The following is a 26,455-nucleotide window of genomic DNA, read 5'->3' on the forward strand; positions in this document are numbered from 1 at the left end:
GCTGGTGACCTATCTGGCAGCGGCCCGGGAAATCAACCGGCCCCGCCAGGTGAAATCCACCGGCCAGAGTTTCTGGTCGCGGTCATAGGTACGCCAGAGCGCGTCGTAACGTTCGCCGCAGACCGGATGAATATCAGCCGGCGCAATTTCCGCCAGTGGTCGCAGCACAAAAGCGTTTTTCAGAATCTCGCCCCGTGGCAGTTCCACGCCATCGACCCGGCCCACCTCGTTATCGTAGGTCAGTATGTCCAGGTCCAGGGTTCTGGGGCTGAATTTCGGTACATCCCGCCGACGGCCGTTATCCGCTTCCAGTTGCTTGAAGCGGGCTGACAGATCCGCCACGCTCAGCCCAGTGTCTATGCCCACCACCAGGTTGTAAAAGGGCGAACCGTCAAAGCCAACGGATTCGCTCTCATAGACGGAAGAAATGATCAGCTCATCAAACCAGCCATCCAGGGCATCCAGCGCCGCCGTGATGTAACGCTCGCGGTCAATGTTACTGCCGATACTGACATATACCCGTGCCATCAGCGGCCCCCCCGTTCAATCTTTACACCAACGGCTGCCGCAGTCGGCACAACACCGGGCTTGCGAAGGGTCAGGCGCAACCAGCGCACGCCGAACTCGTCCTGCAACAGGCTGGCGATGCCCTCAGCGGCGGTTTCCAGCAGTTGTGGTTGCGCCTGGACCAGATAAGCCGAAATCCGCTCACTGACCATTGCGTAGTCCAGTGCATCACTAACATCGTCCGAGGCTGCAGGTACCCGATTGTCCCAGGCCATCTCCAGATCCACCAGCAACCTCTGGCTGACCTCCCGCTCCCAGTCGTACACGCCGATAATCGCTTCAACCGCCAGACCTTCGATCAGTACACTATCTGTCAACGTAGGGCACTCCCCGACTTACACTCTTTGCTGATTGAATAACGTGCAGGCAGCGGATACTGTGTAAATTCCGACCTGCTACGTCGCGGGGCCGGCATTTTCTCATAAATGACCAGTACGCGTCTTTGCGTCTTTTTCACTTTGCCAGCGAACACCGCCGATGAATTATCTGAGCGATCCGGTACTGACAGTCCTGCTCTGCGCCCTGGCCTACCTGGCGGGCTCGGTGCTGTTTGCACTGCCGGTATGCCGCGCCTGGCACCTGCCGGATCCACGCGCCCTGGGCTCCGGCAACCCCGGCGCCACAAACGTTTATCGTACTGGCGGATGGCCACCGGCGGCACTGACGTTGTTTCTGGATGCGGCCAAGGGATGGATACCCGTGTGGCTTGCCCACCAGGCGGACCTGACGATTCTCTCCCAGGCCATGGTGGCCCTGTGCGCGGTAACGGGGCACATGATTCCACTGTTCTATCGCTTCAAGGGTGGAAAAGGCGTGGCGACGGCACTGGGGGCGGGGTTGGCACTGGCGCCGGTGACCACGCTGATGCTGGCGGCCATCTGGGCAGTTGTCATGTGGCGCTGGAAAATCTCCGCGCTGGCTTCCATCGTTGCGATCATCAGCGGCCCGATCATCAGTGCGCTGATTGAACCGGATACACTGCCGCTGTTTGGCCTTCTGGCCATACTGATCGTGGTACGTCACCGCAACAACCTGATCCGTATGGCCCAGGGCCGGGAGCCTGGCTTCTAGTCTACAAGGCCATTCGCCCGCGGCTCACCCACCGGCGGCAGGGTGTTCATCGGCCAGCGTGGCACCGCCACGATCCGGTCGCCATCCTGCTGGCCGGCTTTCATACGCTGGCAACCGGCATAGGCAATCATGGCGCCGTTATCGGTACAGAACTCGGGGCGCGCGTAGAACACGCCGGCACGGAGTTTTTCGGTCATCTTCTCCAGCCCCGCCCGCAGCCGTTTGTTGGCGCTCACACCGCCGGCAATCACCAGCCGTTTACAGCCAGTCTGCTCCAGGGCGCGGCGACACTTGATGGTGAGCGTATCCACCACGGCGGCCTCGAAGGCCAGGGCAATATCGGCACGGGTCTGCTCATCCAGCCCGCCAGCGCTTTCCGCAGCGGTCACGGTATTGAGGGTAAAGGTTTTCAGGCCGCTGAAGCTGAAATCCAGCCCGGGCCGGTCCGTCATCGGGCGCGGAAAACGATAGCGCCCCGGCGTGCCCTTCTCCGCCAGCGCAGCCACCCTCGGCCCACCGGGATAATCCAGGCCCAGCATCTTGGCGGTTTTATCGAAAGCTTCACCAGCGGCGTCGTCCACGGATTCACCCAGCATTTCATATTCACCAATGCCCTTCACCAGCACCAGTTGCGTATGCCCACCCGACACCAACAGAGCCACGAAGGGAAACGCCGGCGGATTGTCCTCCAGCATCGGTGCCAACAGATGGCCTTCCATATGGTGAACACCCAACACCGGCACCCCCAGGGCAAATCCCAGGGCGTGGGCCACCGAGCCGCCCACCATCAGCGCGCCCACGAGGCCGGGGCCAGCCGTGTAAGCAATTCCCCCGATATCGCCACGAACCTTGCCGGCGTCTGCCAGCACCTGGTCACACAACGGCAACAGCTTGCGGACGTGATCGCGGGAGGCCAGCTCCGGCACGACCCCGCCGTAGTCCGCATGCATGTGAATCTGGCTGAACAGCGCGTGCGCCAGCAGCCCGTTCTCGCTGTCATACAGGGCAACGCCGGTTTCATCACAGGAGGTTTCAATACCGAGAATCAGCATAAATAAGGGCCACAACTCTTCGTTGGTGAAAGTCAGCGGAGCATTTTAGCAGAAACCCGAAACCCTCCGTCAGTTTCATCGAACAAACATTGACCTTGGCCATGGGCAGGGGCTATCATTGCCGGCCTTAAATAAGCACTGGTCGAGTTTTAGCCAATCTGACCAGGTATCGAGTCGATTTGACAGACAGGTCGATCAGACAAAACAGAAACCGAATCAATCAGGTAGGTGATTTTCGAATGCCAGCTGTTAAAGTGAAAGAGAATGAACCGTTTGACGTAGCCCTTCGTCGCTTCAAGCGCTCCTGCGAAAAAGCAGGTGTTCTGTCGGAAGTACGTCGCCGTGAGCACTACGAGAAGCCGACAGCCGTGCGCAAGCGCAAGGCAGCTGCAGCCGTCAAGCGTCATCTCAAGAAGCTTCAGCGGGAACAGCGCAAGTTCGAGCGTCTGTACTAAGCTTTACCCGGACGCCGCTTGACTGCAAGCCTATAATCGCCTGTAAAGCCACAGGCTGCACAGAGCGATACCAAAATGCCGCCGAGGCCTGGCTTCGGCGGCATTTTTGGCTGTACTTCCAGCCCCGGCACTTTTCGCGCGACCGGAGACATCATGAGTGGACTGATCCCACAACGCTTCGTTGAAGACCTGCTCGACCGGATTGACCTGGCCGAGCTGATCGGATCACGCATCACCCTGAAAAAGGCCGGCGGAAACTACAAGGCCCGCTGCCCTTTCCATGATGAGAAAACGCCGTCTTTCAACGTTCGGCCGGACAAGGGCTTTTACCACTGCTTTGGCTGTGGCGCCCATGGCGATGCCATCAGCTTTGTCCGCGAGTTTGACGGTCTCGGGTTTACCGACGCCGTGGAAGAGCTGGCCCGGCGTGCCGGCATGGAAGTGCCCTACGACCAGAGCGCGCGCCAGGAAATGCAGCAGGCGCGAACACTGACGGACGCCCTGGACTATGCCAGTAGCTTCTATCAGTCCGCCCTGAAGGGCCAGCAAGGCGAATTCGCCCGGGACTACCTCAAGCAGAGGGGCCTGGACGACAGCATTATTGAACAATACCAGTTGGGCTATGCGCCCGGCACGGGAACGGCGCTGTTCGACAGCGCCAGCAAGGACCTGCAGGGGCCGCTGGTAGAAACCGGCACCGTCTCCGACCGTTACGGGCGGCCCCGGGACCTGTTCCGCAACCGGGTGATGTTCCCGATCCGCAACAGCCGCGGCCGGACCATCGCCTTTGGCGGGCGCACCCTGGGTGACGACAAGGCCAAGTACATCAACTCTCCGGAGTCTGATGTATTTCATAAAAGCCGCGAAATTTACGGCCTTTATGAGGCCAAACAGTCAATCCGCCAACTCGACAGGCTGCTGGTGGTGGAAGGCTATATGGATGTCATTGCCTTGGCGCAGAACGGCATTCACTTTGCGGTGGCGACACTCGGTACCGCCACCAACCAGGACAGCCTGTCCGCCCTGCTGAAACAGGTACGGCACCTGGTGTTCTGCTTCGATGGCGACCAGGCCGGTTACCGGGCCGCAGACAAGGCCATGGAAAACGCCCTGGAGTTGCTGACCGACGGCCTGCATCTGCAGTTCCTGATGATGCCGGACGGCGAAGACCCGGACACACTGGTGCGCAAGGAAGGCGCGGAGGCTTTCCAGAAGCGCATAGACGGCGCCACGCCGCTCTCCCGCTACCTGTTCAACCGGCAGAGCGAAGGGCTGGACCTGTCGCTGCCGGAAGACCGGGGCGAGCTGAAGGCGCGGGTAGAACCGCTGCTGAAGAAAATGCCCCGGAGCACTCTCAGGGATGCCATGTGGCACGAGATGCTGCGGCTGTGTGGCAACAACCGGGGTGACTGGCAAAGCCGCCGCCAGCAGAACGACAGGGGCCGCTACGGCGAGCGCCGGGTACAGGAACAACGGATTGACGTAAAACTCAGCAAGGATACCCAGCTTTGCCTGGCCCTGCTGGAAGCGCCGGACATGGCCAGTGAAATGACGGAACTGTGCAGGAGCAGCCGCCAGTACCGGCAGGCCGGCCATTTTGCAGGCTGGATTCTGGAGAACGCCATTAAAGACCGGCGCTCCCTGGTCCGCCAACTGGCAACGGACAACCGTGCCAGGGAACAGTTCTACAACCTGTTCGACGGTATTGAACATGTGCCGGCCCGGGAACAGACCCTGGCAGGCGCCCGGGAAATGCTGAACCCGAACCGGGAAGTGGCACGCAAACAGCGTTTGGCGTCGTTGCTGTCGGAAAAACGCAGCCTTGCAGACCTTACCGCCGAAGAGCGGCAGGAACTGAAGGCGCTGACCGGCCAGAACGACGACTGAGCAACGCCAGGAATACAGGGCCGGCGGGCCATAAACCGCAATAACTGCAGCCGGAAACGGCACTGCACTTGAAACTTGCAGTGTTGATCACCATCTAACCATCCGGTGGCAGAGCAACCGAGCGACAGCTATAATGGCTGTTTCACTTTTTTCCTTTTACCAGCGAGTTCACAGGGTGTCTATGTCAGGCAATTCGCAGAAATCACGTCTTAAAGACCTCATTGCACGAGGCAAGGAACAAGGTTACCTGACTTACGCCGAGGTAAACGACCACCTCCCGGAAGACATTGCTGACCCGGACCAGGTCGAAGACATCATTCGCATGATCAACGACATGGGCATTCAGGTGTCTGAAGTTGCACCGGACGCAGACACGCTGCTGATGACCGACGGCGATTCCACCGCAGACGAAGCCGCTGCCGCCGAAGCCGCCGCCGCACTCGCTGCCGTTGAATCCGACGCCGGCCGCACCACCGACCCGGTCCGCATGTACATGCGGGAAATGGGCACCGTGGAGCTGCTGACCCGTGAAGGCGAGATCGTCATTGCCAAGCGCATCGAGGAAGGTATCCGCGATGTGATGGCAGCCGTTGCGCACTTCCCCGGCATCACCGGCACCGTTATCCAGGCCTACGACCGCATCATCGAAAACGAAGGCCGCCTCAGCGACATCGTCTCCGGCTTCCTCGACCCGGACGGCGCCGAGCCGTTCATGGACGAAGACAATACCCCGGACACGTCAAGCAGCTCCGACGATTCATCCGACGACGATGACGGTGACGACAGCGAAGAAGAAACCGAGAGCGGTCCGGATCCGGAAGAAACCCGCCTGCGCTTCGAGCTGTTGAAAGAAAAGCTTGATGCCGCCGACGCGTGCCTGGCCAAATACGGCCGTGGTCACAAGAAAACCCAAGAAGCCCTGAACGAGCTGGGCCAGGTGTTCGCACCCTTCAAGCTCGGCAACAAGGCGTTTGACGAACTGGTCAACGTGGTCCGCTCCACCAACGACCTGGTGCGTGAAAACGAGCGCGCCATCATGAAAATCTGTGTGCGCGAGTGCAAGATGCCGCGCAAGGATTTCATCAAGTCGTTCCCGGGCAACGAAACCAGCCTGGACTGGGCCGAGAAGATGTCCAAGGGCAAGAAGCCCTACGCACCGCTGATTGCCGAGCGCATCGACGAAATCGTCCGCCTGCAGAAGCGTATTGCCAACATCCAGACCGAAGTGGACCTGGACGTTTCCGACATCAAGGAAATCAACCGCCGCGTTTCCATCGGTGAAGCCAAGGCCCGCCGTGCCAAGAAGGAAATGGTGGAAGCCAACCTGCGTCTGGTTATCTCCATTGCAAAGAAGTACACCAACCGCGGCCTGCAGTTCCTGGACCTGATCCAGGAAGGCAACATCGGCCTGATGAAGGCCGTCGACAAGTTCGAGTACCGCCGTGGCTACAAGTTCTCCACCTACGCCACCTGGTGGATTCGTCAGGCCATCACCCGCTCCATCGCGGACCAGGCCCGCACCATCCGTATTCCGGTGCACATGATCGAAACCATCAACAAGCTCAACCGCATCTCCCGCCAGATGCTGCAGGAGATGGGCCGCGAGCCCACCCCGGAAGAGCTCGGCGAGCGCATGGAAATGCCCGAGGACAAGATCCGTAAGGTATTGAAGATCGCCAAGGAACCGATCTCCATGGAAACCCCGATCGGTGATGACGAAGACAGCCACCTGGGCGACTTCATTGAAGACATCCAGGCCCTGTCGCCCGTCGACTCCGCCACCGCCGAAGGCCTGCGCGAAGCCACCCGCTCCGTGCTCTCCGGCCTGACCGCGCGCGAGTCCAAGGTGCTGCGCATGCGCTTCGGTATCGAAATGAACACCGACCACACCCTGGAAGAAGTGGGTAAACAGTTCGACGTAACCCGTGAGCGAATCCGCCAGATCGAAGCCAAGGCCCTGCGCAAACTGCGCCATCCTTCCCGCTCCGACCACCTGCGCGGCTTCATTGACGACCAGGGCAACGGATAACACCACAACAGTAGCGGGCGCCATCCCTCACCGGTATAATGGCGCCCGCTTTGTTGCTCCCTTCCGGAAGCAACACCCCGAAAAGCAATCCTTTAAGCAGCATCCGCTGACGAAAGGGCCTATAGCTCAGTTGGTTAGAGCAGAGGACTCATAATCCTTTGGTCCCTGGTTCGAGTCCAGGTGGGCCCACCATTTATCAATAACTTACGCCTCCCCAAACCGTCAACACCAGCTCAGGTGTCAACCAAACGTCAACGGCTCTTTTTCTGTTGTTGCCAGAGACGATCCGCCACCAAGGTTCTGTTATGCTTTCCGGCTGTAATGCCGGAGGAACCCATGAGCGAAATCTACACTGACACACCGATGGCGAAAGCCATTTTTGAAATGTTCGATAACCTGGCTGACTTCCTGGAAGATCGAGGGGCCAAGCCTGGTAGCTGTAAGGCGTATATTTTCGGCGGGTGTGCTCTCCATCTCCACACAAACGCTCGTGGTAGCAGTGACCTGGATATAGAGCTTGAAGCGATGGAGAGGATTTCGCCGGATGAGCTGGTCCTTGCCCTGGATGAAGTCTTCTTTGACGATCCGGAAACCGGTCCTTCATCTATCGTATTCGATCCGAATTTCACTCCGACCCTCGCACCGTTGCATGAGGATTACCAGGAAGACGCCATTTGGCTGAACCGCAACGAGGAAGACTCACCGATCTGGGTCTACCTGGTTCAGAAAGTGGACCTGGCCGTCTCAAAACTCGGGCGCTATGGCGACCAGGACATCGATGATATACACACGCTGTTTGATCACGGGCTGTCCATCGATGACTTCAAATACAGGGCTGAAGAGGCCCGTAAGTACTTCCCCGGCAACATGGATAGATTGACAGGGAATATCACTCACGTTATAAAAACGTATACAAAGTGATCAACATGGATCTTTTATGAATTCCTTACTCAACGTCGCACACAAAGGACTCAACCGTGTGACAGACCAAGAGGTTGTAAAAGCAGCCCTTGAGGTCTGGCACCAGGGTTATGTCCCTACGCTTTCGGGGTTACCCCTGGAAGAGCGGCGCCTGGCTGGCTACCTCGTTGACCGCTTATCCCGGTTCAACTGCCTTAGTGCCGCGCAGAAGAAGGAATTACAGGCCGTTGCCTCTGAGGCAAAGGCAAACCTGCCTGAACGTGTGTCTCGGGAACGGGTCGATGGTCTGGCACGGTCCTGGGGCTTGGATTACGATCTGCGTCCGTTTATGAAAGCCCTGCTCCCCTTCCAAACACGGCACTACAAGCGCGGGCTCGATAAAACCGCAGCCTGAACCAATCATTCAGGCTAACGGCCCTTTCTCTGTGACCTCATTCAGGTAGTCCGGTGCCAAGTGCGCATACCGCATTGTCAGCTTTAAATCTGAATGACCCAGGACCCTCTGAAGCGTGAGTATGTGGCCACCATTCATCACAAAATGGCTGGCGAAGGTATGCCGGCAGATGTGGGTTAACTGGCCTTTCGGCAATGTTATTTCCGCCCTTTCCAATGCTGACCTGAAGGCGCTGTAGCAGGATTGAAATGGCAGCTCTTCGATGACCTGGTTGTAGATCTCTTTGGAAAGCGGGACCGACCGACTCTTGCCGGACTTAGTGGCGTTGTAGGTCACTCTGTACGGGGTGAAGTTCGCCTGGATTACGCTTTCCGCTTCTGACCAACGTGCACCCGTGGAGAGCGCGAGAATAGCCACGTAGTAAACCGATGGATTGGAAGATGCCTTGCATTCATCCAGGAGCCGGGTGATTTGTTCCTGGTCCAGAAAGGCCAGTTCTGTCTGGTCGATCTTTAGCCGCCTGAGCTTTGCCAGAGGGTTCTCACCATTCCATAGGCCCTGGCGTATCAGTTCGTTGTATACGGCTGTCAGGTAGGCCTGTTCGTGGTTGAGGGTGTTGGGTGACATGCCTTCCTGGATGCGGACAAGCCGGTAAGCGGCAAAGTCTCCCGAGGTTACCTGTGCAGCCCTTGGATACCCGAGCTTTTCGCAGATGGCGACCAGTTTTCGCTTTCTCGATTCCCCGTCTTTCAGCGCGTGCCCGTGATGCAGATACCAAAGGTCGATGAGCTCCAGGAGCGTTCGCCTGTCTTTTTTCGGGTTCCACTCATCCCCGGCATCGTTACGAGCCATCACCCAACGCTCGAACCGTTGAGCATCGGCTTTCGAATCAAACGATTTCCTGACGCGCTTCTGGCCTCGGCCACCTGGTTGTATGTCTACCTGCCACCGTCCCGATGGTAGCTTCCTGATCATGCCGCCACCTTTGTCAGCAGTCGTCGTTTTGTGAGTCCATCCTGGACGAGCTGGAACAGCTCGTTTTCATAGATCTCCCGTCGTCGGTAGTAGGCGCAGAGATCCTCCCATAGGCCGGATTTCTTGAGGCAATCCCAGGCCTGGCGTGCGTTAAACCGGTTGCGGGCATATATGCTCAGCAGATTGCCGAAGGCCAGGGAGACGTTCTTTTCGTTGCCGCAACCGGGTTCCTTTTTTACGCGTTTGTACATCAGGTCGGGTGCCGAGTAGCCGAAGCCGATGTCTTCGCGGAGTTTGGTCCAGATGGGGTGGACCCATTCCCGTTTCACCTCGTAGCGGTTGCCCTGAAGGGCGTACTGCCACAGGCCGGTGAGGTGCGGGACAGCATCCATGTAGGTGTAAATCGGTTTCATGCCGGGGGTGCCCTGGGAGATCTCATTCACGATGCGGTGATGAAATCTTATTTCCAGGCGCCAGACAGGCTTTTCAGGGTCATAGCAGGTGTCCGGAAAGGATTGTTCATTGACCGCACATTCCCAGATGCCTTCCATGAAGGCGCGCTTGTCGGAGACGTCCACTTCCTTGGATTTGTCGTACAGGCACACCTGGAGGCTGTTGGCCTTGCCGAAGGTGTAGGTTTCGCCCCGTCCGTTGACGGTACTGCCTTCCAGGCCTTTGAAATGCAGGTCGCTGATGCCGTTGTGGACGCTGATGGTTCTTGCACGGGTGACGAAGTGTTGGGCGAAGTCCTGGGGTGGTTCCCAGCCCTGGAAATCCACGGCCAGGTGTAAGGCGATACCGACCGGTTTGATGCCCTTGAGGAAGTGCATACCCCATTCGGTCAGTTCGTCGTGGATCTGGTGGCTGGAACGTTCATAGAGCCACCTGGGGGAGGTTTCGATCTTGACGTGCGTGCCCTGGCTGTCGGCTTCGGCGTAGAAGTTCTGGAGCAGGATCGTTAAGCCGTATTCCCGGTTTTGCAGGATGTACTTAAAGCCCCCTCGCCTGCCGGACTGGACGCGGAAGGGTATGTTTCTGACGGTGATGGTGGCGTCGAAGCTGGATTCGTAGGCGGTGACGATTTCGGCCAGGGGTTCGGGTTTCAATCGTCCCTCGAAGAGTTGTCTTACGGTATCGACACCGGTCCAGAGGACGTTGACGTTTTGGAGGTTCACTTGCTGACCTTCGGGACCCACAAACAGATCCCCTTTTCCGATTTCCCCGGTGGTGATGTCCATGCGTTCAAAGTCTTTGATTTTCATCTGTGGCCTTCTGTGGTTGTCTGTGGTCATAAATCGACTGTCGTCGTTTTCCATGAGACGTGTTACAGGGACGTCTCTGCCGCTGGCGCGGCGCGTGGTGGTCGCTCCGCTCGCACTCACGCGCCGTCGCCTTCCGTTGATGTGGTGTCCAGGTAACTCCTTCTTTCGGTCCGTTCCCCTTCGCGCTGGGGTTCCTTGTAGCTGTAGTAGGTCACCAGCTTGCCCTCGATGACGCAGTAGGGTTCGCCGGTGCGCTGGAATTTGGCGCAGATGCGGCTGTGGATCTTGCGGGTGCCATTCTCGCCCCAGATCCAGTACACGCCGTTGACCTTGCCGACGATGCGCCACTTGTCGGAGACCGGCAGCCAGCCGGGTTCGATTTCAAAAGCCACCTGGTGGGTGGCGCGGGCTTCCTGGTTGGAGGTTGCCCGGACTCGGGTGGATGGTTGTATCCGCGCGCTGGTGTTGTCGGCGGTTCGGACGGTTTGCGCTGATGATTGTTGTGTTGGTGTATCGGGTGTTGGCTCGGTGTCGGGTTCGCCGGTGCTGAAGTAGGCCACGACTTTCATGACGCCGAACGCCATGATCAGGATGGCAGCCGGGACACCGAACTTGATCAGCGGGTGCTTGAGGACGTTGGCGCGGTCGTCGGCTTTCTCTTCCATGCCGGCGGCGAAGTCGGTTTTGTTCCTGGTGTGGCTCTTGTAGTACTGGTAGATGTCCGGCTTGTAGCTGCCGTAGAGCTGGCGCATGGGTTTGCCGGGTTTCTGGCCGGTGGCGGCGCCCATGTAGACATCCACTCGATACTTGTTCTTCTGGCCGATGGCGGTCAGTTTGACGGCGCGGTAGGTTTCTTCCACCAGGCCCCGGACAAAGGCGCAGAGCTGGGCCAGGTCCTGGGTGACCAGGACGATTTCGTTGGTGCGGCCGTCCTCGCCGACGTTGTGGCGGTGTTCGGTGAAGAACTCCTTTTCGTGCTGGGGGATGTTGGTGGCTTTCATGCCGCTCTTCCAGAAGCGCCAGGCTTCGTCGATGATCCAGATGACGCCGGCGGGGTGGCGTTCCAGGTCGAAGAAGCCGGGGTCGTCTTCGGCGTCTTTGTTGTCGAACAGGGTGACCCGCCCTTTGGGGAAATCGTCCGAGAGTCGGCCGAGCTTGAGCGGGATGTTGGTGATGATGTGGCGGCCGGATTCCAGGGCGGGGATGACGACGTTCTCGACGACGCCGTAGCTTTTGCCCGATCCTGGCAGGCCGGCGTATCCGACAATGGACATGACTTAGCCTATAAACGGGATGCGACGGAGCAGGAACCGGGCAACCAGGGCGGAGGTGACCGCACCGAGTCCGTACTGGAATTCCATGATGGTGAGGAAGTACAGCATGTCGCCGGTGAAGCCGGAGCTGAGCGTTTGAGGGTCCACGATGTCGATGGGCGGCAGCATGTCGAGCGCCAGCTCCAATACCTCGAACGCGGCCCAGAAGATGATTCTCGGCACGAGAAGAACCACTTCGATCCAGAAATCAATCACGGATTGGAGTATGTCACTCATGATCAAGCCCTCAGGAATGCGTAGATGGCGATGCCGGTCCAGAAGAACATGAAGATCACGGAGAAGGTGCCCCGATATTCTTCCAGGATGTCGCAGTGGATGTTCATCGGTATGGCCTGCCAGTAATCGGTGGCCGGGATGGTCCAGACCGGGCAGGTGGTTTGCGATGGGATGTCTGTCAGGCCGCTGACGGACTGGATCAGTTCATGGCCGAGAACGGCGGAACTGAAACTTGATGCGGTTTCGGTCAGTGTCGGTATGCCGAGCAGGCCTTCGGTGTTGAACCCCTCGTCAGGCGCCTCGAACTGTTCGTTCAGGTCGGCGATGCCGTCGGCGGTGTTCTTGGTATTTTCTTTGATGTCAGCCAGGTCGCTGAGGTAATCCTCGCCCTGGTCGTTCTTGAGGCCTTCGCCGCCACCTCCGGAGCCACCGCCTCCACCGCCGCCAAGTTCTCCGTTTTCGCCCATTTGCTTTAAGGCGCCGACGTTATTGGCGATGTCCTTGACGGCGTTTTCGATGTTGCCCAGGTGTTGGTTGGAGGTGTCGGTTTTGCGGTTGCCTTCGTTGATGGCGTCAACGACTTTGTCGAGACCCTTGTTGACGGCGTCGGGGTCGTTCTCGCGCTGGTATTCGTCGGGTTCGCCGTCCCCGTCGGTGTCGGTGTTGGGTGGGTTCTCTTCTTCTTCCGGCTCTTCAGGTTTGTTGGTCAGGGGCTCGCAGACGAAGCCGTAGTCATCGACCACGCTGATGGAGTCACCTTTGCACTTGGGGACGCCGTAGTCTTCGGCGATGCAGCGTAGCTCGCCATTCACCAGGCCGATCTGTCCAGGCTTGTCGCCGGAGCACTGGTCGATGTCGCCGCAGAAGTTGATGGGGCTCTTGCCGTAGCCCTGGACGATCTGGCCGCGGTAGTCGGGGCTGTCGCTGTTGCACTCGTTGGGTTCTTCGGGCGGCGGCAGGCAGGCGCCGTTCAGTTGGCCGTGTTCGCATTCCAGTTCGCACAGGCCGTTGCTGGGGTTATGCACCTGGCCGTTTTCCTTGCATTCTTCGGGCGTCTGGTCCGGGAGTTGGCAGCGGGGGTTCTGGTCTTCGCCGGCGTCTTCCCAGCCGTTCGCGCAGGTACAGGTTTCGAGGGGTTGTTCACCGGTGATGGGGTTCTTTTCGTGTTGCCAAGCTTCGTTGCATTGTTCGGGCTTGTAGTAGTTGGTGACTTGGGCCAGAAAGCGGTCGAACTGGTCCTTAGCGGTACAACCTTGCGAGTAGCGGCCTTCGGCATTGGGTTCGCTGGGGTCGTGCATGTCGATATGGTCGTAGGACTGGCCGACGTCGGTCAGCCAGGCTTCACAGGATTCGCGGGCGGTTCCATAACGATACTGGTCCCGGCCGTATTGATAATCCCAGGCCGAGAAGGCTTCGGTTGAAAGGAGGCAGAGCCACAGGATCAGACATCCTTGAACAGATAGACGCATAGTGCGGCCCCCATCATGAAGAATGTCCAATCCCATAGCTCTGCCATTGGTGCTCTCCTACTTGATCATGCTCAGCAGGAGGCGGCCGCCTTTGCGGACCACGTAGAAGCCGGCCAGGACACCGACCACGGCGATGACGCCGGTGATTTCACCGGAGAAGTCCAGGCCGCCGGTCATGGTGGACCAGTCGGCGGCAGCGGCGGGGCCGGCTACCAGGGTGAAGGCCATTGCGGCCAGGGTAATCAGGTGCTTTTTCATGGCATTACCTCACTTCAGCATTTTCAGGAGTTGACGGCCGCCCCATGCGACCGCCATTAAGGGCAAGGTCACGCTGAAGCCATGGAAGATGGCCTCGGCGATCATTGCCGGGGTGTACTCGACGGGGGCCGTGTACACCACCTGGGTGATGGCGCCGGTGCAGTCCCAGCCAGTAGCTGTGAGTGTCCAGTCGCCGTCACACAGGATTGCTTTGCTCACCGGTCAGTCTCCTTTTCCGGTTACGCGGTTTTCTTGGTGACGTCCTGGGGTTTCATGTCCAGGGCCTTGAAGGTGATCTTCCCGCCCTGCCCGGCTTTCATCTGGGCTTTGACGGTGAACATGGCCGGCAGGCGTTCGGCGTGGTTGCGCAGCTGGTCGATGTGTTTCCAGTCGCAGGCGATTTTCATGACTTCGTTGCCGACGCGGTTGTCGTCGTCAGCCTCTGCCGGGGAGTAAGCCCACAGGGAGCCGCCTCGGTTGCCGTCGATGTCGTAGCGGGTGGCGCCGATGATCATCAGGTTCAGGTAGTTTTCCATGGTGTTTGTCCTCTGGTTTTGGTTTCGTGTTGCTGTTGCTTGGGTTGTGAATCCCGGGTGCTCCGGGCGGTTTAAAACTGGGTGATGCGACCCCTTCCGGGGCGGGCTCTACTCGCTGCGCTCCTGGGCACTAAGGTGCCCACCCTTACGGGTGACGATCCCTGTCGCCTGCCGCGCTCCGCTTGCCTCTTGTGCTCATGGCTCGGAATCAAGGGGCGGCCGTCCTCCCCCGACATCCTCACCACTCTTTGTGCGCACTGTGGACCAGCCAGTGACCGCCACAAGGCCAGGGGGCCTTTGGCCCTGGCGCTGCGCGCCAGCCTTGCAGCGCTCACTGTCCGGCCCCCTGATCGTGCGCGAGTGGTGACGATGACGGGGGCGGACTCGAAGGCTGTTCAGGGGGTTGGGCCTGAAAGCCAAGATCCGGGCAGCCGGCCTCTAGCCAGGAGCGCAGGACCGCACCACCGAGGGTCCAGAGATCTGTTCCCCTCTGGACGGCTTCCTGTTGCAGCTGGAGGTAACAGGAGCTTGGGGCGCTGACGTAGAAGCGGCGTTCCTTGTCGTCGGGTTTGGTTTTTCTCGGGGGGATGTGGCTCATAGGTCGGTCTCCGTGACGTTGGGAAGGTCCAGGGTTCCGCAGTCCCAGGCGTCGCGCAGTTGGATCAGGCGATCGAAGGCCGGGCTGTGGTGGTTGCTGGCTTCCAGTTCGTGGATCAGGGCGTCGGTAAAGCCGGCTTTGCAGCGGGCCAGGTAGTCGCACGGGTAGTCGGTGCGAACGTCCTGCAGGTGGTTGAGGCGCTGCAGGAGGGTGTCTAAAAGGCCTTCCAGGGCATCCGGGGTGAGTGCAGAGGACGGGCTTGGACCCTGGAAGGCAAAACTGGGGTTCGGGTTCCGGTGTGTCATGCCTGTGCCCTCACGTGTTCGGCCGCGTGGGTGGCGGCCCAGGTGTTAAAATCGGTGACGGTGCTCTGGAGCGTGAAGCGGCTCAGGGCGTTGACGCAGTCCATGGCGAAGTTGAACAGGTCGTTGTCGAGCTCGTTGAAGGCGTCGGCCATGCCCAGCAGTTTGGTGATGCTGTCGCAGTAGGCATCCCATTCGCCGGTGTTGTAGAGGTGCACGGCGACATTGACGACGGACTGGATGCTTTGCTGTTTGCGCTGACGGAGGGCCGGGGTCATTGCCAATCCTCCTTGTCCATCGCCTGCTGGGACAGTGCGGCGATGTTGACCATGCGAACCCGGCCAATCTTTAGGGATGGTAGGTGGCCCTTTTCGATCTGGCCCCTGACCTGCCCTTCCGTGAGCCCGGTCAGCTGGGCGTAGCGGTCCTGGGTCATGACCGGGGTTGCTAGCAAGATGATTTGTTTTTGCTCGTCCACTGTTTTGCACTCTGCTACACTGAATTACACACTCATTTATGGTGACCTTATATATGGGCACACCTTATTTCTAAGGATACTTGGAACTAAGTACATGTCAAGCGAATTAGCGAAAAAAGTTCGACTGATTCGTGAGGCCGAGACGAGCGGAAGAGCCGAGTTCTGCGAGATCATTGGCGTTGCGAAAAAAACGCTCGAAGGGATGGAGCAAACAGGGCGAATACCGAGAGGGGATCTACTGGAGAGGGTTTGTCAGACCTGGCCGAAGTACACGCTTTGGCTTATGACCGGCAAGACCGACGAATCATGCGGTCAGATCGATCCCGAAACAGAAGTTGCTAGAAGAGAACACAGCCTGAAAACAGGATAGGTTTCAGCCTGGCGGCAAGAATCGCCAGTTCCTGGTATGGAGACCGACGAGGGGAACGATAAAAATAAAAGGGCTGGCCGTCGAAGTGTGTGGTGACGGTTTCAGGCATGGTTATAGGAAAACTACAACCGAGCATAAAATAGGAGAATCAAGCCTCAGCAAAAGAAAGCACTTCCATAGATAAGCTCCCAGCCATCCACCGGTGGTAGATTGACATTAATGTCAAACTCGCTTCATTACGCATACCTGCCCCCCGATCAACAGTCTGACTCCCGATATTTCCGAATTCAAAGGCTCTACAAGCTAATGTGCCCTCCCCAAAGATGCGGGCATTAATAGGTAATTGGATCGTTTTGCATTGACGAACGAGGCCACGATTCGTTGGACGAATAGAATAGTGATGTAGCGATGGACCGTGAATTAGTAACGATCGGAGAAGCTGAAAGCAATGCAGTAGGAATGACAGGAAAGCGAGATAATACTAGCTGCACGGGAAAGGGAGTGTAATGCGAAAAATGATAGTGGTGAGGAACAAAGGCTTCAATGGGGAGGGAATGCGGGGAAATAGCGGAAATGCGGGAAATGCGGGAAATGCGGGAAATGCGGGAAATGCGGGAAATGCGGGAAATGCGGGAAAACCCGGGAATTGTAATACTGAGACTTCCGTGACGGGTCACAAAAGTTAATAGCAGAGAGATCAAATAATTTTACTGAGAAGGGTTGCAACAACCCCGCATCTTATGTATAGTTAATAATAAGAAAGGGCCACCTCTCAAGGCAGCCCTATCTTATAAGCAAAATCCCGGTTACCGGGTTGTACAGGTAGGCTGGCTGAGCGGCTTAAAGCGTCCGACTTATAATCGGAAGAGGTGCTAGACCCACCTCCGAGGGTTCGAATCCCTCGCCTACCGCCACATAATATGACGGGGTTCTCGATATAAGCTTGAGAGCCTCCTGTTGTAAACTCAGCTCTGGAGCTAAGTCTGTGACCGATATTATTGAGAAGCACTTGGATTTTGTCAAGGAACAAATTCAGATCCAAGAAAAGCTTGCCGAAAAATTTGGCAACAAAGAGTACAGAAAAAACCTACATTTGGGCTCAGCCAAAAAGTTTAGCGACTTGTATGACGATTTACTGACTCTCCAGAAACAGCTGGATGGATCTAGCGGCTCCGCACCTCTTGACTCCCCTCAGATTGAGCTAAATTATGAAGACGTCGAAGGCCTGCCAGAAGAACTCCTCCAAGAACTGAGCTTTTCTGAATCAGACAAGCTAGATTTTAAGATTCAGAAAATAATCGATGAAAATGGTGGAATGGCCTCTCTAGACAAGATCATTGTGGCACTCTACAAAGAAACAGGAGAGATCCACAAGCGCACAAGCATGACTTCGAAGCTTTACCGGATGGCTCAGAAAGATGCCGTTTTCTCTGTCCCCGGACGGAAAGGTGTTTATTCCACCAAGCCTGTTACTACATCGAAAGAACCCTCTGAGCAAAAAAGGGAAGAGGCTATCGACCAAGAAGAGTTTTATGAGTAAAAGACCACTTTTGAAGATCATGTCAGAACTCTCGCTGAAGTCACACCACTATGCAGGTGTCGCGCTTGCCAGACATCCTTGCCGGCGGTGAGCTCCGGTCTTCCTGACCAAACAGCTCGATGCCAGTTTACTGTTCCTGGTGTTGATTCTTAGAGGACTTGTCTTAAAGTAGTGTGAGAGAACGCTTACACCGTATTTCCTGGTTACGCTACGTCCGCTTCGATCCTTTCACCCTCCTCCGCTTTCTCCAGGTTCGCTGGTGACTTTATTGGCTCTACTAATAACGGTTCCCTGATGCTGGTTTTCAGCAGGTGTTGGAGTGGGTCTGTGTTGGTCAGGTGTGGGTCGAGCCACATGTCGAAGTCTTCCGGTTTAAGCATCAGGGGAATGCTCTTTGGGTGGATGTGGCTGAACCTGGGGTGTGATGGCAAGGTAATGATGGGACTATGTCGCCTTGGAAGTCCCAAAGCTCGTATAGGCCAGCAAAGGCGATAGCGCCGTTAACTGGATGGATGTTGTAGCACTGTTTATGCCCTTTTTCTCCGGTCCATTCATGGAAGCCACTGGCCGGAATAATAGCCCGCTGAGAGTGAAACCGTTTTTTCCAGAGCGGGCTGGTTCCGAGGCTTCCCGATCGGGCGTTGAAGGTGCTGTATTTGGGTGAGGGGCGGTAGCCGCTGCCGTCGGGTTTGGGTTCGATGAGTAGTGACCAGATAGCGTCTTCCAGGGTTCTGCCCTGGGTTGTCTCGTAGACGATCTGGCCTTTTGCACCTGGTGCTATGTTGAGGCGGGTTTGGACGCGTATGGGAATGCCCAGGATTTCGAGTAGATCCTGGACTTTTGGGTCGTCGATTACGTTGTAGCGTCCGCACATGGCTTACGCCTTTCAACTAGTTATCAACTATTATGACAAGGACTGGAGCAATAAAGGCAGCCATCTGCACTAAAATAGCCCCTGCGTTTTGCCTCATCTACTGCACTGTGGCAAGTGGTGTGAAAACCGAGTTGTTCTAGGTTATCGGAGTTCTTGATCCACCCGCAATTATCCTCATGTACTTCGCGATCATTTGTATCCAATTGGGCGTTACGATTGATGACGTAAAAAGGCATGATTCCCCCAAGAACTTGTCGCATCACTTTACAGGTAAGTTCATGGGTGACTATCTTGCAAACTATCAAGCGGTATTGATGACCGAAAACGGAGATCTCACTAAATGGATCATGAAGACATCATCCGTCAAGGCAAGGACGACTACTTCACCCAGAAAGGGCACTATGCCAACCCGTACCCGCCTGGCTCAGATAAATTCAATGCCTACGAACGCGGCTGGATGCAAAGCTTAAAAAGGGTACAGAAACCTTTCCCTGGGGGATCAGGGAGCAAAAGATCTTTCGCGGAAAAGTATCGGAATGCGCCCAACTGGAAAGGTCCTGGAGATAGTGACGACTAGGTGTCAACAAACTGTCGACACGCTAGCGTTTATCTGTGGTTTCCTGTGGTTCTGAACTTACGGAACTATCTGTTTTAACGGGAATTGTGGTTTTATGTGGTGCTACAAATACCCGCTACAAGGCTCTCATAATCCTTTGGTCCCTGGTTCGAGTCCAGGTGGGCCCACCACTCCCCCCAGTCCTTAAATTAGTCTCTGCCCGTTACTGACCTCATGATCGGGACTAACCAGCGTTATTGCACCCTCCTCCGTCTTAATACCTGTCACCAGACACTCGGAACGAAACGGCCCAATCTGTTTGGGCGGGAAATTGGTCACGGCAAGCACCTGCTTACCCAGTAGCGACTCGGTGTCGTACAGGTCTGTAATCTGTGCGCTGGATTTGCGGATGCCCACCTCCGGGCCGAAATCAACTTTCAGCTTGTACGCCGGTTTGCGGGCTTCCAGGAATTCGCTCACTTCGATGATAGTGCCGATTCGCAGTTCTACGTTCTCAAAGTCTTCCCAACTGATCATGCCTGGTGTTTCCTCGCTGCAATTAAGCAAAATAATTATTGTCGGTGATCTGCCAGCAGGGTTCCAACGGTGAACGCGACATCCTCATGCACGGTGTCCCGCCAGGGTTCTGCCAGGGCGTCGGCTTCCCACTGCTGCATGCTCGCTAACGCGAGAATTCTATCGACGTAGGCAGCGGGGTCATCGCTCAGATCCAGCCCGTAGGTGCGTACCCGGAATACCACGGGGGCGAAGAATGCGTCCACGGCGGTAAACCGTTCGCCGGCAAGGAAGGGGCCACCAAATTGCTGCAGGCCGTGGGACCACAGGCTGTCGATGCGGTCGATATCCTTTTGCAGGCCCTCACTGATGGTGTTCATGCGGATACGCAGGCCTACGTTCATGCTGCAAAGTTCCCGTAGTGGTTGGAAACCGGAATGCATTTCAGCGGCAGCACAGCGGGCCCAGGCACGGGCCCTGGTATCCGCGGGCCAGACACCCTCATGGTGTTCCCCCAGGTATTCGGTGATCGCCAGTGAGTCCCAGACAGTTGTTCCCTGGTCGATCAGGCAGGGTACCTTGCCGCTGGGGCTCAGGCGCCTGTATGCCTGCCAGGTGGGTTCGTCACCGAACACAATAAGCTGTTCATTGAAATCAATGCCCAGTTCCTTCATCAGGACCCAGGGCCGTAACGACCATGACGAGTAGTTCTTGTTGGCAATATGAAGGGTATACATCCCTGTCTCCATTGTGGTGGGGTGATTCATTCAGAAATCATTTTTGCCGAATACCGTGGCTTCGTATACAACTACACCAAGGCCATTAAAAATAACACAAGGAAAGCATTATGCCCTTCTCTTCCGACCACATTGATGAACTCAATCTGCTTGCCATGTTCGACCTGTCTTCCGCGCAGGAAGGCATTAAGGTTCACCAGCATTCGGCGGCGCCAGAGATGGTGACTGCGGCTGAACGTCTGCACCAGAAGGGACTGATTACTCAGAAGGATGGCGGTTACCTGACAAGCCTCGGCAGTGAAACGGCGGAGCATGCTCAGAAGGTACTGTCTGTATTGAACAGTTGAGGCTCTACGAAAGCGGACTTCGGAGCCGCGTCAGCTTTATTTACACCAACGACGGATCACTAGGCGGACGCCTCAACCATATAGCTGTTAAAAAAGCAGTTTCTGGTAGTGGCATTGTTCATGCTTCTTGCATCCCGCAGTAAGGAATATTCACCGGGAGTAAGGATGATGAATACGAGAACAAAGCTTTGGTCGCTGATGATAGCAACACTGTCTTCAGGGCTCATGCTGTCTGGCACGGCCATGGCAGCGCCGATCATTTGCAGTGATCCAACCATTAATCACATGTCCATGGATGATTCGCAAGCGTCCGCTTGCCTGGATTCCGGACTGGGAAATATCCAGGGAGACAATGCTGTTCAAGACCCGTTCCTGAGCGGTGTTGGAACTGACTACCAGTTCATTGAGAAGTCCGAAGGCGCATCCAACCCAACGACCATGTACAGCCTCGAGTACGCGGGGAGCAATGGAACAGGTACCTGGGAGTTCGACAGCAGCCTTTGGGGCGATTTTGGCACTATTGCTCTTGGTTTCAAATTTGGCGGCGGAAATCAACCAGACAACTGGTTTGTTTATGAGCTCGTCCCGGGTGTCTCGTCAGGCAACTGGGCCTTCAATCTGCCACTTGATGGCGGCGACGGGCTCTCACACATGAACCTCTATGGCAAGAATTCCGTTCAGGTTCCCGAGCCAGGTACACTTGCGTTGCTGGGCCTTGGCATTATCGGGCTTACGCTGGCCCGCCGGAAAAACCGCACCAGCTAAAACGTCAAAGTTTTATACAGATAGATCAGTACTTCAAGGCTCCCCACGGGGAGCCTTTTTATTACCCTTCCCGAAAACTTGTAACAGTTCACAACTCTTCGTAACGAAACAAAACATCATCAGGCCTGATAAGACTCTGTATTTCCTTCATTTTTAAACCATCTTTGTTCAGCAAGTGGTCATTCCGACATCGAAAGCTGTCACAAAAGCCAACGTCCCGATAAGACAAGAACACTACACTGCTTTTCGAACAGATGTACCAACAATGGTTGTCAGCCCTGTCACCCGGCTCCGGGGGCTCGGCGAAGGTCAATAACAAAGACAAACGAATGGAGTGTGTTTTATGGTTTCAACCTCCCGTTATTCCCTGCGTGCGATAACACTCGCCGTTGCAGCCGCCTCGGCCGGCTTTTCATTGAACGCCTCTGCCAGCATGGGCAACATCGGTACAACCTACGGTGTGATGCCTGTGGATGTGGCCACCGCCCAATCCCTGTCGATGTTCAACGATCAGGTATCAGCCACCTATTACAACCCGTCCTATCTGACCAGTGACGAGCGTGGTGAGCTGACCGGCGGCATTCTTCACGCGGAGCAGGAGTTGCGCTCCAGCCGCTCCGATGCAGACGGCGATGTCGTTTCCGACTCACCGAGCCAGCATGTCCTGATTGGCATGAAAACCAACCTGGCGTCCCTTACCCGCTTCGACCACCCGATTTACCTGGGGTTCATCGCCGGCGTTGAGAAGTATGGCAAGGAGATGCTGGCGTTCTCCTCGGAAACCTCTGAAACCGGCCAGTACCTGCAATACGGTAAGGAACCCCTGTTCCTGAACATTGGTGGTGCTACCCCACTCTGGCGGGGCATTTCGGGCGGCTTCTCGGTGCGCGTCACCCTGGAAGCGGCGGCTCAACTGGATGCCGTTTCAACGCTTGGTGGTGAAACCAGCCGTGAGCGGCTGGCGGTCAACGCAGAGCCTTCGCTGAAGTCTATTCTCGGCACCACCATCAAGTGGGGTGATACCTTCTGCCCGGAGAGCGACTGTTTCCTCGACGGCTGGGAAAGCGCGGTGACATATCGCACCAAATCGTCTGCGTCGACGTCCGTTGATTCCAACATCATCGTTACCCAGACCATTCCCGACCCGGGCCTGAGCCTTGCGGTTGCAACCATCGACTCCTTCCAGCCGGAGACCTTTGCCATCGGTACTCAATACAAGGGTGACGGCTGGCGTGTCGGTGGCAGCATCGAGCAACAGAACTGGTCGGAACTGGAAGACGAATTCACTGGCGACACTATCAAGGATCAGGAGAGTGTCAGCGCCGCCAATCGAATTCGTTTTGATGACATTCTGGTGCCCCGTATTGGCGCCGAGTACCAACTCAGCCGTCACTTTGCCGTTCGGGGCGGGCTGGCCTATGAGGAGTCTCCCCTCAAAACCACTCGCAATCCGGAGCTGAACTATCTGGACACCGACAAGATCGTGGCAGGACTTGGTATCAGCGCCACTTACGAGCGCACGCGCGTGTTGGCCTACCCGGTACGGCTGGACATCGGTTACCAGTACCAGCAGTTGCAGGACCGGGATTTCACCATCGTCGATTATGACGGTAACGAACAGCAGGCAACTGCCGACGGTGATATCCATGTAATCAGCGGCTCCATCACCCTGAAGTTCTGAGGAGAGGTTTGCCATGAAGTACAACAACACACTGGCACTGATTCCCGCCGCACTGCTTGCTGCATGCGGCGGGGGTGATGAACAGACCATCAACGACCCCCAAACCCCGGGGGAGGTTGTTTATTCCTACCCGGCGGATGGCCAGAGCAATGTCAGCCCCATGGCGGACATGGTCCTGCGCTTCTCCCATGCGCTGTCTGACAATGATGTCGCCAGCAAAATACGCATCACCGATGGAAACACCGACCTGAGCTTCACGGCCGAGAGCGTGGATGGCGGGCGCAGCCTGACTCTATCCCCACAGGCCAAACTCAGCCCCGGAACCGACTACACGATTGAATTCACCGAGTCATTGCAGGCGGAAGGTGGCCGTACCATCGCCAACCCCAACGCCTTCGGCCCGGACGGTGTGCAGTTTTCAACGCGAGGCGCTTTCAGCGGCATCGCCGGGCTGGACAACCTCAGCCCGGAATTCACGGTCGCGCAGATGATTCCGTCCGAGGGCGGTGTCTTCCAGCCCATGAACTTCTCCACGTTCCGCCTGCATATGACGCAGGCCGTGCACCCGGATTGGAAAGCACACGGCGGTGTCATCGAAATCACGAACAGCAATGACGAAATCGTACCCGCCACGGTCATCGTCAAGGGCAGGAATATCACCATCGACCCCTGCCTGGCCGACTCAAAGGAACGCTGCGGCCGCGAGGAAGACGTACTCACCGCAGGTGAGACCTACACCGTGTCGGTCCGCAACCTGCCAAGCCTTCATGGCGCGACTTTGGACAACTTCAGTGAAGCCGTCACACCACGGGATACCAGCCCGACCGTTGTGCTGTTCCAGGAAGTGGTGGATTCCGGGCTGAACGCCGGTGAGAGCGCAGCCAACGCTCGCAAATCCCGACTGAACGGTCAGATCATTAACGGCATTACTCTCAATTCCGTACTGCAGGGTAATGCCGGGCCGTCCCAGCAAACCGGCGACCTGTTCGCAGAGCTTGCCTACGCTCCGGCGTTCGAGGCCGACGAGCCGCTACCGCTCCGTGTGCCCAAGGGCAGCTTGCTGACCAGCAGCAGCCTGGACGTACGAATCAACGGCACCGTGCCGGTTATCGACCCGGCCACCGGAGAGATTCAGCGCACCGGCGACATCAAGGTCACCATGCTGTCGGATGCAACCGGTTACCTGATGCCCAACCCCTACACGGACAGCATGAACGCCCCGCGCCACGTCAAACTGTTCATGGATGTATCCATGAACACGGAGGAGGCGCAGCCAAACGCAGCCCTGTCCCAGGACCTGCTGGGCGTGGAGCTCACCGGTATCGCGATTGTGGAAGACGGTGTACTGACCATCGACGCCATCGGCATGGTTGAACCCAACCTGCTGGGCCAGGAATACACCGACTCCACCATCGCCTTCCGCATCGAAGCCTCGACGGATTCCGAATCCGCACTGGATGCCGCCGAACAGCGCGACGAGGAACTGGCGGATAACACCGGCCCGCAGTTGGTCAGCTGGATGCCGGGCCCCGACGATGCCTTCCCGGGTGATCGTGACCAGATGCAGCGCCCGGGCGACCCGATCGTGCTGAATTTTGACGAGCCGCTGGATAACGACACCATTGCCGACGGCATCACCCTGGATGCAGCAGGAACACCGCTGACCGTAGGCGATGGATCACTGGATGCCAAGCTCGACGGCACTGCCCTGGTATTGAACCCGGCCGGCGGTTTGGAGCATGGCGTTGACTACACCGTACAAATCAGCAACTCCCTGACCGACCTTGCCGGCAACGGTGCCACACCGCAGGACCTGGCGTTCGCCCTGCCGAACCTGGGTGGCGACTCGGTTCCCCAGACAGCACCCTTGGCATTGACGACTTATCCGGGGTACCCCTGTGTAACAACCGGAGTTAACCTGAGCCAGGGCAGCCATGGACAATGTGTGGATGCCGCACCCGACGGCCCTCGCGGCGACGAACTGCCGGTAACCACCATGCCGGAAGATCGCCCCATTGTGGTGGTTTTCTCCCAGTCCATGAACCTCGACTCCATCCGCAGCGGCGAAACCTTTGTGGTTGAGAAGGTGGACGAAAGCGGCACCGCTATCGAACCTGTCTCCGGTCGCCTGGAGAAGAACAATCAACGTATCCGGTTTTACCCGGATGAGCCCTGGGAAATCGACAGCCTTTACCGCTACAGGATGAGATCCACGGCCGGCGGCGAATGCCAGACCGGCACTGAAAACTTCATCTGTGGTGCCAACGGTCTTGCCCTGCAAACCGACCTTCTGGTGAACCCTGAAGACGTAGGCGGCCCGGACATGGACATCTATTTCCGGGGCAGTGAAGCGCTTGATACCGTGTTTACACCCTTACGGAACCTGCCGATCCGGGATACAAACTCAAACTACGTGGTTGACTGTGATTCGCTGGGCTCGCAAGACTGCCTGGAGCCGTTCGATCATGAAGTGGATCCGAACAATTCCAACGAATACCTGCCATCGGCCAACGCGGCAAAACTGAAATCAGCAGGTAATGCGACGATTCTGCTTATGTCCACCCCAGCAAGAGTGGGATGCCCGGCGGAAGGAGCTGACTGCCCCGAGAACAAGTTCATCTACCAGACCTACGGGCTGAACACCGAGGTTATCGGCCCCTACATAGACCCGGACACGGGAGAGCAGACCGGCGTTAGAGTTCTCCTGTATCCAACGATGCTGGCCACAACGTCTACCTCCGTTTATCTGCGGATAGCAGGCCTGATTACGCTGGAGGAGCCCACCGGCCCGCAAATTCTTCGCATGCGTTATGCCGAAGAGACTTCCGAAGAAAACCCGCAGGGGCTGGTGGAAGGCATTATTGTCGAGAACGATGAGGGCCAGACCGAATTCAGGACCGAAGCCCGCCTTCAGCTCGATGCGCCACTTCTGGAACCGCCCATCGGTGGACCACACGATTTGTACAGCAAGCCGTTCACCCTCGCTCTGGAAGGCGATATCAATTTCTTTGACGATGGCAGAATGCAGATAGAGCAAAGAAACACGAATCGCGTGCCACTGACGGTCAATATCGAGAGTCTTGGAAATATCCCCCTCGAAATTCCTGTCGGTGGTGTTTACCTCAACTTCATCTCCAACCCCATCAAGGAAATTCCAGCAGAGTACTAACTTCAGGCTCCGCTACTCATGGCCAGCCCTCGGGCTGGCCTTTTTTGTGGCCGGAAGAACCTGAAAGCGGTTTTCCCCTCCCAGCCATTTCCTGCT

General features: G+C 57.0%; 32 protein-coding genes, 2 tRNA genes and 1 pseudogene. 16 read left to right on the forward strand and 19 right to left on the reverse strand.

Annotation, left to right across the window (positions count from 1 at the left end):
• Window positions 1-9 precede the first annotated feature (9 nt).
• Complete coding sequence (folK, locus tag NLU14_RS06565; RefSeq protein WP_275705405.1) at window positions 10-528, reverse strand: 2-amino-4-hydroxy-6-hydroxymethyldihydropteridine diphosphokinase; 519 nt, start codon at window positions 526-528, stop codon at window positions 10-12.
• Window positions 528-884, reverse strand: coding sequence for a dihydroneopterin aldolase (gene folB / locus NLU14_RS06570; protein WP_275705406.1), 357 nt, complete (start codon window positions 882-884; stop codon window positions 528-530). Before folB ends, folK begins: the two co-directional genes overlap by 1 nt.
• Window positions 885-1,044: 160 nt before the next feature.
• On the opposite strand from folB, the gene plsY reads away from it, so the two are divergent.
• Window positions 1,045-1,638 carry a glycerol-3-phosphate 1-O-acyltransferase PlsY gene (gene plsY / locus NLU14_RS06575; RefSeq protein ID WP_275705407.1) on the forward strand — a complete coding sequence of 198 codons (594 nt, stop codon included), beginning with the start codon at window positions 1,045-1,047 and terminating at the stop codon, window positions 1,636-1,638.
• Here the strand turns inward: plsY and tsaD are convergent.
• Window positions 1,635-2,690, reverse strand: a complete 1,056-nt coding sequence (gene tsaD, locus NLU14_RS06580; RefSeq protein WP_275705408.1) for a tRNA (adenosine(37)-N6)-threonylcarbamoyltransferase complex transferase subunit TsaD — start codon at window positions 2,688-2,690, stop codon at window positions 1,635-1,637. The genes plsY and tsaD overlap by 4 nt on opposite strands.
• 239 nt (window positions 2,691-2,929) lie before the next feature.
• Here tsaD and rpsU point away from each other — a divergent pair, with 239 nt between their 5' ends.
• The 6 genes from rpsU (at window position 2,930) to NLU14_RS06610 (ending at window position 8,376) form a co-directional block, all read left to right on the forward strand.
• On the forward strand, window positions 2,930-3,145 hold the full coding sequence (gene rpsU / locus NLU14_RS06585) for a 30S ribosomal protein S21 (RefSeq protein WP_007153483.1): 216 nt from the start codon (window positions 2,930-2,932) through the stop codon (window positions 3,143-3,145).
• A gap of 153 nt (window positions 3,146-3,298) precedes the next feature.
• Window positions 3,299-5,032, forward strand: coding sequence for a DNA primase (gene dnaG / locus NLU14_RS06590; RefSeq protein ID WP_275705409.1), 1,734 nt, complete (start codon window positions 3,299-3,301; stop codon window positions 5,030-5,032).
• Window positions 5,033-5,213: 181 nt separating this feature from the next.
• Window positions 5,214-7,061, forward strand: coding sequence for an RNA polymerase sigma factor RpoD (gene rpoD / locus NLU14_RS06595; RefSeq protein WP_275705410.1), 1,848 nt, complete (start codon window positions 5,214-5,216; stop codon window positions 7,059-7,061).
• Window positions 7,062-7,176: 115 nt separating this feature from the next.
• A tRNA-Ile gene (locus NLU14_RS06600) sits at window positions 7,177-7,253 on the forward strand.
• A gap of 144 nt (window positions 7,254-7,397) precedes the next feature.
• Window positions 7,398-7,982, forward strand: coding sequence for a DUF6036 family nucleotidyltransferase (locus NLU14_RS06605; RefSeq protein ID WP_275705411.1), 585 nt, complete (start codon window positions 7,398-7,400; stop codon window positions 7,980-7,982).
• A 58-nt stretch (window positions 7,983-8,040) separates the two neighbouring features.
• Window positions 8,041-8,376 carry a hypothetical protein gene (locus NLU14_RS06610; RefSeq protein ID WP_275705412.1) on the forward strand — a complete coding sequence of 112 codons (336 nt, stop codon included), beginning with the start codon at window positions 8,041-8,043 and terminating at the stop codon, window positions 8,374-8,376.
• Window positions 8,377-8,385: 9 nt separating this feature from the next.
• Here the strand turns inward: NLU14_RS06610 and NLU14_RS06615 are convergent, their stop codons facing one another.
• From NLU14_RS06615 to NLU14_RS06670, 12 genes are all read right to left on the reverse strand, one after another.
• Window positions 8,386-9,351 carry a phage integrase gene (locus NLU14_RS06615; RefSeq protein ID WP_275705413.1) on the reverse strand — a complete coding sequence of 322 codons (966 nt, stop codon included), beginning with the start codon at window positions 9,349-9,351 and terminating at the stop codon, window positions 8,386-8,388.
• The gene (locus NLU14_RS06620; protein WP_275705414.1) at window positions 9,348-10,613 is read right to left on the reverse strand and encodes a hypothetical protein; all 1,266 of its coding nucleotides are present in this window, start codon (window positions 10,611-10,613) and stop codon (window positions 9,348-9,350) included. Before NLU14_RS06620 ends, NLU14_RS06615 begins: the two co-directional genes overlap by 4 nt.
• A gap of 116 nt (window positions 10,614-10,729) precedes the next feature.
• Window positions 10,730-11,887 (reverse strand): zonular occludens toxin domain-containing protein, encoded by a 1,158-nt coding sequence (locus tag NLU14_RS06625; RefSeq protein ID WP_275705415.1) that lies wholly within the window; start codon window positions 11,885-11,887, stop codon window positions 10,730-10,732.
• Between the two features lie 3 nt (window positions 11,888-11,890).
• On the reverse strand, window positions 11,891-12,163 hold the full coding sequence (locus tag NLU14_RS06630) for a hypothetical protein (RefSeq protein WP_275705416.1): 273 nt from the start codon (window positions 12,161-12,163) through the stop codon (window positions 11,891-11,893).
• 2 nt (window positions 12,164-12,165) lie between these two features.
• Window positions 12,166-13,632 (reverse strand): hypothetical protein, encoded by a 1,467-nt coding sequence (locus tag NLU14_RS06635; RefSeq protein WP_275705417.1) that lies wholly within the window; start codon window positions 13,630-13,632, stop codon window positions 12,166-12,168.
• Between the two features lie 57 nt (window positions 13,633-13,689).
• Window positions 13,690-13,890, reverse strand: coding sequence for a hypothetical protein (locus NLU14_RS06640; protein ID WP_275705418.1), 201 nt, complete (start codon window positions 13,888-13,890; stop codon window positions 13,690-13,692).
• A gap of 9 nt (window positions 13,891-13,899) precedes the next feature.
• Window positions 13,900-14,109, reverse strand: coding sequence for a hypothetical protein (locus NLU14_RS06645; RefSeq protein ID WP_275705419.1), 210 nt, complete (start codon window positions 14,107-14,109; stop codon window positions 13,900-13,902).
• A 20-nt stretch (window positions 14,110-14,129) separates the two neighbouring features.
• Window positions 14,130-14,426 (reverse strand): hypothetical protein, encoded by a 297-nt coding sequence (locus NLU14_RS06650; protein WP_275705420.1) that lies wholly within the window; start codon window positions 14,424-14,426, stop codon window positions 14,130-14,132.
• 331 nt (window positions 14,427-14,757) lie between these two features.
• On the reverse strand, window positions 14,758-15,024 hold the full coding sequence (locus tag NLU14_RS06655; RefSeq protein ID WP_275705421.1) for a hypothetical protein: 267 nt from the start codon (window positions 15,022-15,024) through the stop codon (window positions 14,758-14,760).
• Complete coding sequence (locus NLU14_RS06660; RefSeq protein WP_275705423.1) at window positions 15,021-15,329, reverse strand: hypothetical protein; 309 nt, start codon at window positions 15,327-15,329, stop codon at window positions 15,021-15,023. The genes NLU14_RS06655 and NLU14_RS06660 overlap by 4 nt, the downstream gene beginning before the upstream one ends.
• Entirely contained in the window at window positions 15,326-15,604 is a 279-nt protein-coding gene (locus tag NLU14_RS06665) for a hypothetical protein (RefSeq protein ID WP_275705424.1), read from the reverse strand. Before NLU14_RS06665 ends, NLU14_RS06660 begins: the two co-directional genes overlap by 4 nt.
• Window positions 15,601-15,762 (reverse strand): hypothetical protein, encoded by a 162-nt coding sequence (locus tag NLU14_RS06670; RefSeq protein ID WP_275705425.1) that lies wholly within the window; start codon window positions 15,760-15,762, stop codon window positions 15,601-15,603. The genes NLU14_RS06665 and NLU14_RS06670 overlap by 4 nt, the downstream gene beginning before the upstream one ends.
• Window positions 15,763-15,898: 136 nt before the next feature.
• On the opposite strand from NLU14_RS06670, the gene NLU14_RS06675 reads away from it, so the two are divergent.
• From NLU14_RS06675 to NLU14_RS06690, 4 genes are all read left to right on the forward strand, one after another.
• Window positions 15,899-16,174, forward strand: coding sequence for a hypothetical protein (locus NLU14_RS06675; protein ID WP_275705426.1), 276 nt, complete (start codon window positions 15,899-15,901; stop codon window positions 16,172-16,174).
• 543 nt (window positions 16,175-16,717) lie between these two features.
• Window positions 16,718-16,843, forward strand: coding sequence for a hypothetical protein (locus tag NLU14_RS06680; protein WP_275705427.1), 126 nt, complete (start codon window positions 16,718-16,720; stop codon window positions 16,841-16,843).
• Between the two features lie 152 nt (window positions 16,844-16,995).
• Window positions 16,996-17,088: transfer RNA gene (locus tag NLU14_RS06685), tRNA-Ile, on the forward strand.
• Between the two features lie 71 nt (window positions 17,089-17,159).
• Entirely contained in the window at window positions 17,160-17,714 is a 555-nt protein-coding gene (locus tag NLU14_RS06690) for a hypothetical protein (RefSeq protein WP_275705428.1), read from the forward strand.
• Window positions 17,715-17,917: 203 nt separating this feature from the next.
• Here the strand turns inward: NLU14_RS06690 and NLU14_RS06695 are convergent, their stop codons facing one another.
• A complete protein-coding gene (locus NLU14_RS06695) occupies window positions 17,918-18,181 on the reverse strand; it encodes an SOS response-associated peptidase family protein (protein ID WP_338040785.1) in 264 nt (87 codons plus the stop codon).
• Window positions 18,094-18,588 (reverse strand): SOS response-associated peptidase, encoded by a 495-nt coding sequence (locus NLU14_RS06700; protein WP_275705431.1) that lies wholly within the window; start codon window positions 18,586-18,588, stop codon window positions 18,094-18,096. The genes NLU14_RS06695 and NLU14_RS06700 overlap by 88 nt, the downstream gene beginning before the upstream one ends.
• Before the next feature lie 340 nt (window positions 18,589-18,928).
• Between NLU14_RS06700 and NLU14_RS06705 the strand changes: the two genes are divergently transcribed.
• Window positions 18,929-19,165 carry a hypothetical protein gene (locus NLU14_RS06705; RefSeq protein WP_275705432.1) on the forward strand — a complete coding sequence of 79 codons (237 nt, stop codon included), beginning with the start codon at window positions 18,929-18,931 and terminating at the stop codon, window positions 19,163-19,165.
• Window positions 19,166-19,348: 183 nt separating this feature from the next.
• Here the strand turns inward: NLU14_RS06705 and NLU14_RS06710 are convergent, their stop codons facing one another.
• Complete coding sequence (locus NLU14_RS06710) at window positions 19,349-19,681, reverse strand: tRNA-binding protein (RefSeq protein WP_275705433.1); 333 nt, start codon at window positions 19,679-19,681, stop codon at window positions 19,349-19,351.
• 35 nt (window positions 19,682-19,716) lie between these two features.
• On the reverse strand, window positions 19,717-20,397 hold the full coding sequence (locus NLU14_RS06715) for a glutathione S-transferase family protein (RefSeq protein ID WP_275705435.1): 681 nt from the start codon (window positions 20,395-20,397) through the stop codon (window positions 19,717-19,719).
• A gap of 110 nt (window positions 20,398-20,507) precedes the next feature.
• Between NLU14_RS06715 and NLU14_RS06720 the strand changes: the two genes are divergently transcribed.
• The 4 genes and pseudogenes from NLU14_RS06720 to NLU14_RS06735 all read left to right on the forward strand — a co-directional run bounded on the left by NLU14_RS06720 (window position 20,508) and on the right by NLU14_RS06735 (window position 26,359).
• Entirely contained in the window at window positions 20,508-20,744 is a 237-nt protein-coding gene (locus NLU14_RS06720; RefSeq protein WP_275705436.1) for a TIGR02647 family protein, read from the forward strand.
• A gap of 651 nt (window positions 20,745-21,395) precedes the next feature.
• Window positions 21,396-21,509 (forward strand): annotated as a pseudogene (locus tag NLU14_RS23095) (PEP-CTERM sorting domain-containing protein); the annotation flags it as partial.
• A gap of 343 nt (window positions 21,510-21,852) precedes the next feature.
• Window positions 21,853-23,190, forward strand: coding sequence for an alkane uptake protein AupA (gene aupA, locus NLU14_RS06730; protein WP_275705438.1), 1,338 nt, complete (start codon window positions 21,853-21,855; stop codon window positions 23,188-23,190).
• 13 nt (window positions 23,191-23,203) lie between these two features.
• Window positions 23,204-26,359: an Ig-like domain-containing domain gene (locus NLU14_RS06735; protein WP_275705439.1), complete on the forward strand. Its 3,156-nt coding sequence runs from the start codon at window positions 23,204-23,206 to the stop codon at window positions 26,357-26,359.
• Window positions 26,360-26,455 lie beyond the last annotated feature (96 nt).

The sequence above is a fragment of the Marinobacter iranensis genome (genome assembly GCF_029207565.1).
Lineage (GTDB): Bacteria > Pseudomonadota > Gammaproteobacteria > Pseudomonadales > Oleiphilaceae > Marinobacter > Marinobacter iranensis.

What these genes read in the sequence shown, in the direction of transcription:
- rpoD (WP_275705410.1), top strand. Translation starts at nt 5,214, where the DNA reads ATGTCAGGCAATTCGCAGAAATCACGTCTTAAAGACCTCATTGCACGA.
- NLU14_RS06720 (WP_275705436.1), top strand. Translation starts at nt 20,508, where the DNA reads ATGCCCTTCTCTTCCGACCACATTGATGAACTCAATCTGCTTGCCATG.
- NLU14_RS06650 (WP_275705420.1), bottom strand. Translation starts at nt 14,426, where the DNA reads ATGGAAAACTACCTGAACCTGATGATCATCGGCGCCACCCGCTACGAC.
- NLU14_RS06605 (WP_275705411.1), top strand. Translation starts at nt 7,398, where the DNA reads ATGAGCGAAATCTACACTGACACACCGATGGCGAAAGCCATTTTTGAA.
- NLU14_RS06705 (WP_275705432.1), top strand. Translation starts at nt 18,929, where the DNA reads ATGGATCATGAAGACATCATCCGTCAAGGCAAGGACGACTACTTCACC.
- plsY (WP_275705407.1), top strand. Translation starts at nt 1,045, where the DNA reads ATGAATTATCTGAGCGATCCGGTACTGACAGTCCTGCTCTGCGCCCTG.
- aupA (WP_275705438.1), top strand. Translation starts at nt 21,853, where the DNA reads ATGGTTTCAACCTCCCGTTATTCCCTGCGTGCGATAACACTCGCCGTT.
- NLU14_RS06660 (WP_275705423.1), bottom strand. Translation starts at nt 15,329, where the DNA reads ATGACACACCGGAACCCGAACCCCAGTTTTGCCTTCCAGGGTCCAAGC.
- NLU14_RS06675 (WP_275705426.1), top strand. Translation starts at nt 15,899, where the DNA reads ATGTCAAGCGAATTAGCGAAAAAAGTTCGACTGATTCGTGAGGCCGAG.
- NLU14_RS06710 (WP_275705433.1), bottom strand. Translation starts at nt 19,681, where the DNA reads ATGATCAGTTGGGAAGACTTTGAGAACGTAGAACTGCGAATCGGCACT.
- NLU14_RS06630 (WP_275705416.1), bottom strand. Translation starts at nt 12,163, where the DNA reads ATGAGTGACATACTCCAATCCGTGATTGATTTCTGGATCGAAGTGGTT.
- NLU14_RS06680 (WP_275705427.1), top strand. Translation starts at nt 16,718, where the DNA reads ATGGGGAGGGAATGCGGGGAAATAGCGGAAATGCGGGAAATGCGGGAA.
- NLU14_RS06670 (WP_275705425.1), bottom strand. Translation starts at nt 15,762, where the DNA reads ATGACCCAGGACCGCTACGCCCAGCTGACCGGGCTCACGGAAGGGCAG.
- NLU14_RS06615 (WP_275705413.1), bottom strand. Translation starts at nt 9,351, where the DNA reads ATGATCAGGAAGCTACCATCGGGACGGTGGCAGGTAGACATACAACCA.
- NLU14_RS06635 (WP_275705417.1), bottom strand. Translation starts at nt 13,632, where the DNA reads ATGCGTCTATCTGTTCAAGGATGTCTGATCCTGTGGCTCTGCCTCCTT.
- NLU14_RS06735 (WP_275705439.1), top strand. Translation starts at nt 23,204, where the DNA reads ATGAAGTACAACAACACACTGGCACTGATTCCCGCCGCACTGCTTGCT.
- NLU14_RS06700 (WP_275705431.1), bottom strand. Translation starts at nt 18,588, where the DNA reads ATGTGCGGACGCTACAACGTAATCGACGACCCAAAAGTCCAGGATCTA.
- NLU14_RS06655 (WP_275705421.1), bottom strand. Translation starts at nt 15,024, where the DNA reads ATGAGCCACATCCCCCCGAGAAAAACCAAACCCGACGACAAGGAACGC.
- tsaD (WP_275705408.1), bottom strand. Translation starts at nt 2,690, where the DNA reads ATGCTGATTCTCGGTATTGAAACCTCCTGTGATGAAACCGGCGTTGCC.
- NLU14_RS06715 (WP_275705435.1), bottom strand. Translation starts at nt 20,397, where the DNA reads ATGTATACCCTTCATATTGCCAACAAGAACTACTCGTCATGGTCGTTA.
- NLU14_RS06665 (WP_275705424.1), bottom strand. Translation starts at nt 15,604, where the DNA reads ATGACCCCGGCCCTCCGTCAGCGCAAACAGCAAAGCATCCAGTCCGTC.
- NLU14_RS06620 (WP_275705414.1), bottom strand. Translation starts at nt 10,613, where the DNA reads ATGAAAATCAAAGACTTTGAACGCATGGACATCACCACCGGGGAAATC.
- dnaG (WP_275705409.1), top strand. Translation starts at nt 3,299, where the DNA reads ATGAGTGGACTGATCCCACAACGCTTCGTTGAAGACCTGCTCGACCGG.
- NLU14_RS06625 (WP_275705415.1), bottom strand. Translation starts at nt 11,887, where the DNA reads ATGTCCATTGTCGGATACGCCGGCCTGCCAGGATCGGGCAAAAGCTAC.
- NLU14_RS06640 (WP_275705418.1), bottom strand. Translation starts at nt 13,890, where the DNA reads ATGAAAAAGCACCTGATTACCCTGGCCGCAATGGCCTTCACCCTGGTA.
- rpsU (WP_007153483.1), top strand. Translation starts at nt 2,930, where the DNA reads ATGCCAGCTGTTAAAGTGAAAGAGAATGAACCGTTTGACGTAGCCCTT.
- folK (WP_275705405.1), bottom strand. Translation starts at nt 528, where the DNA reads ATGGCACGGGTATATGTCAGTATCGGCAGTAACATTGACCGCGAGCGT.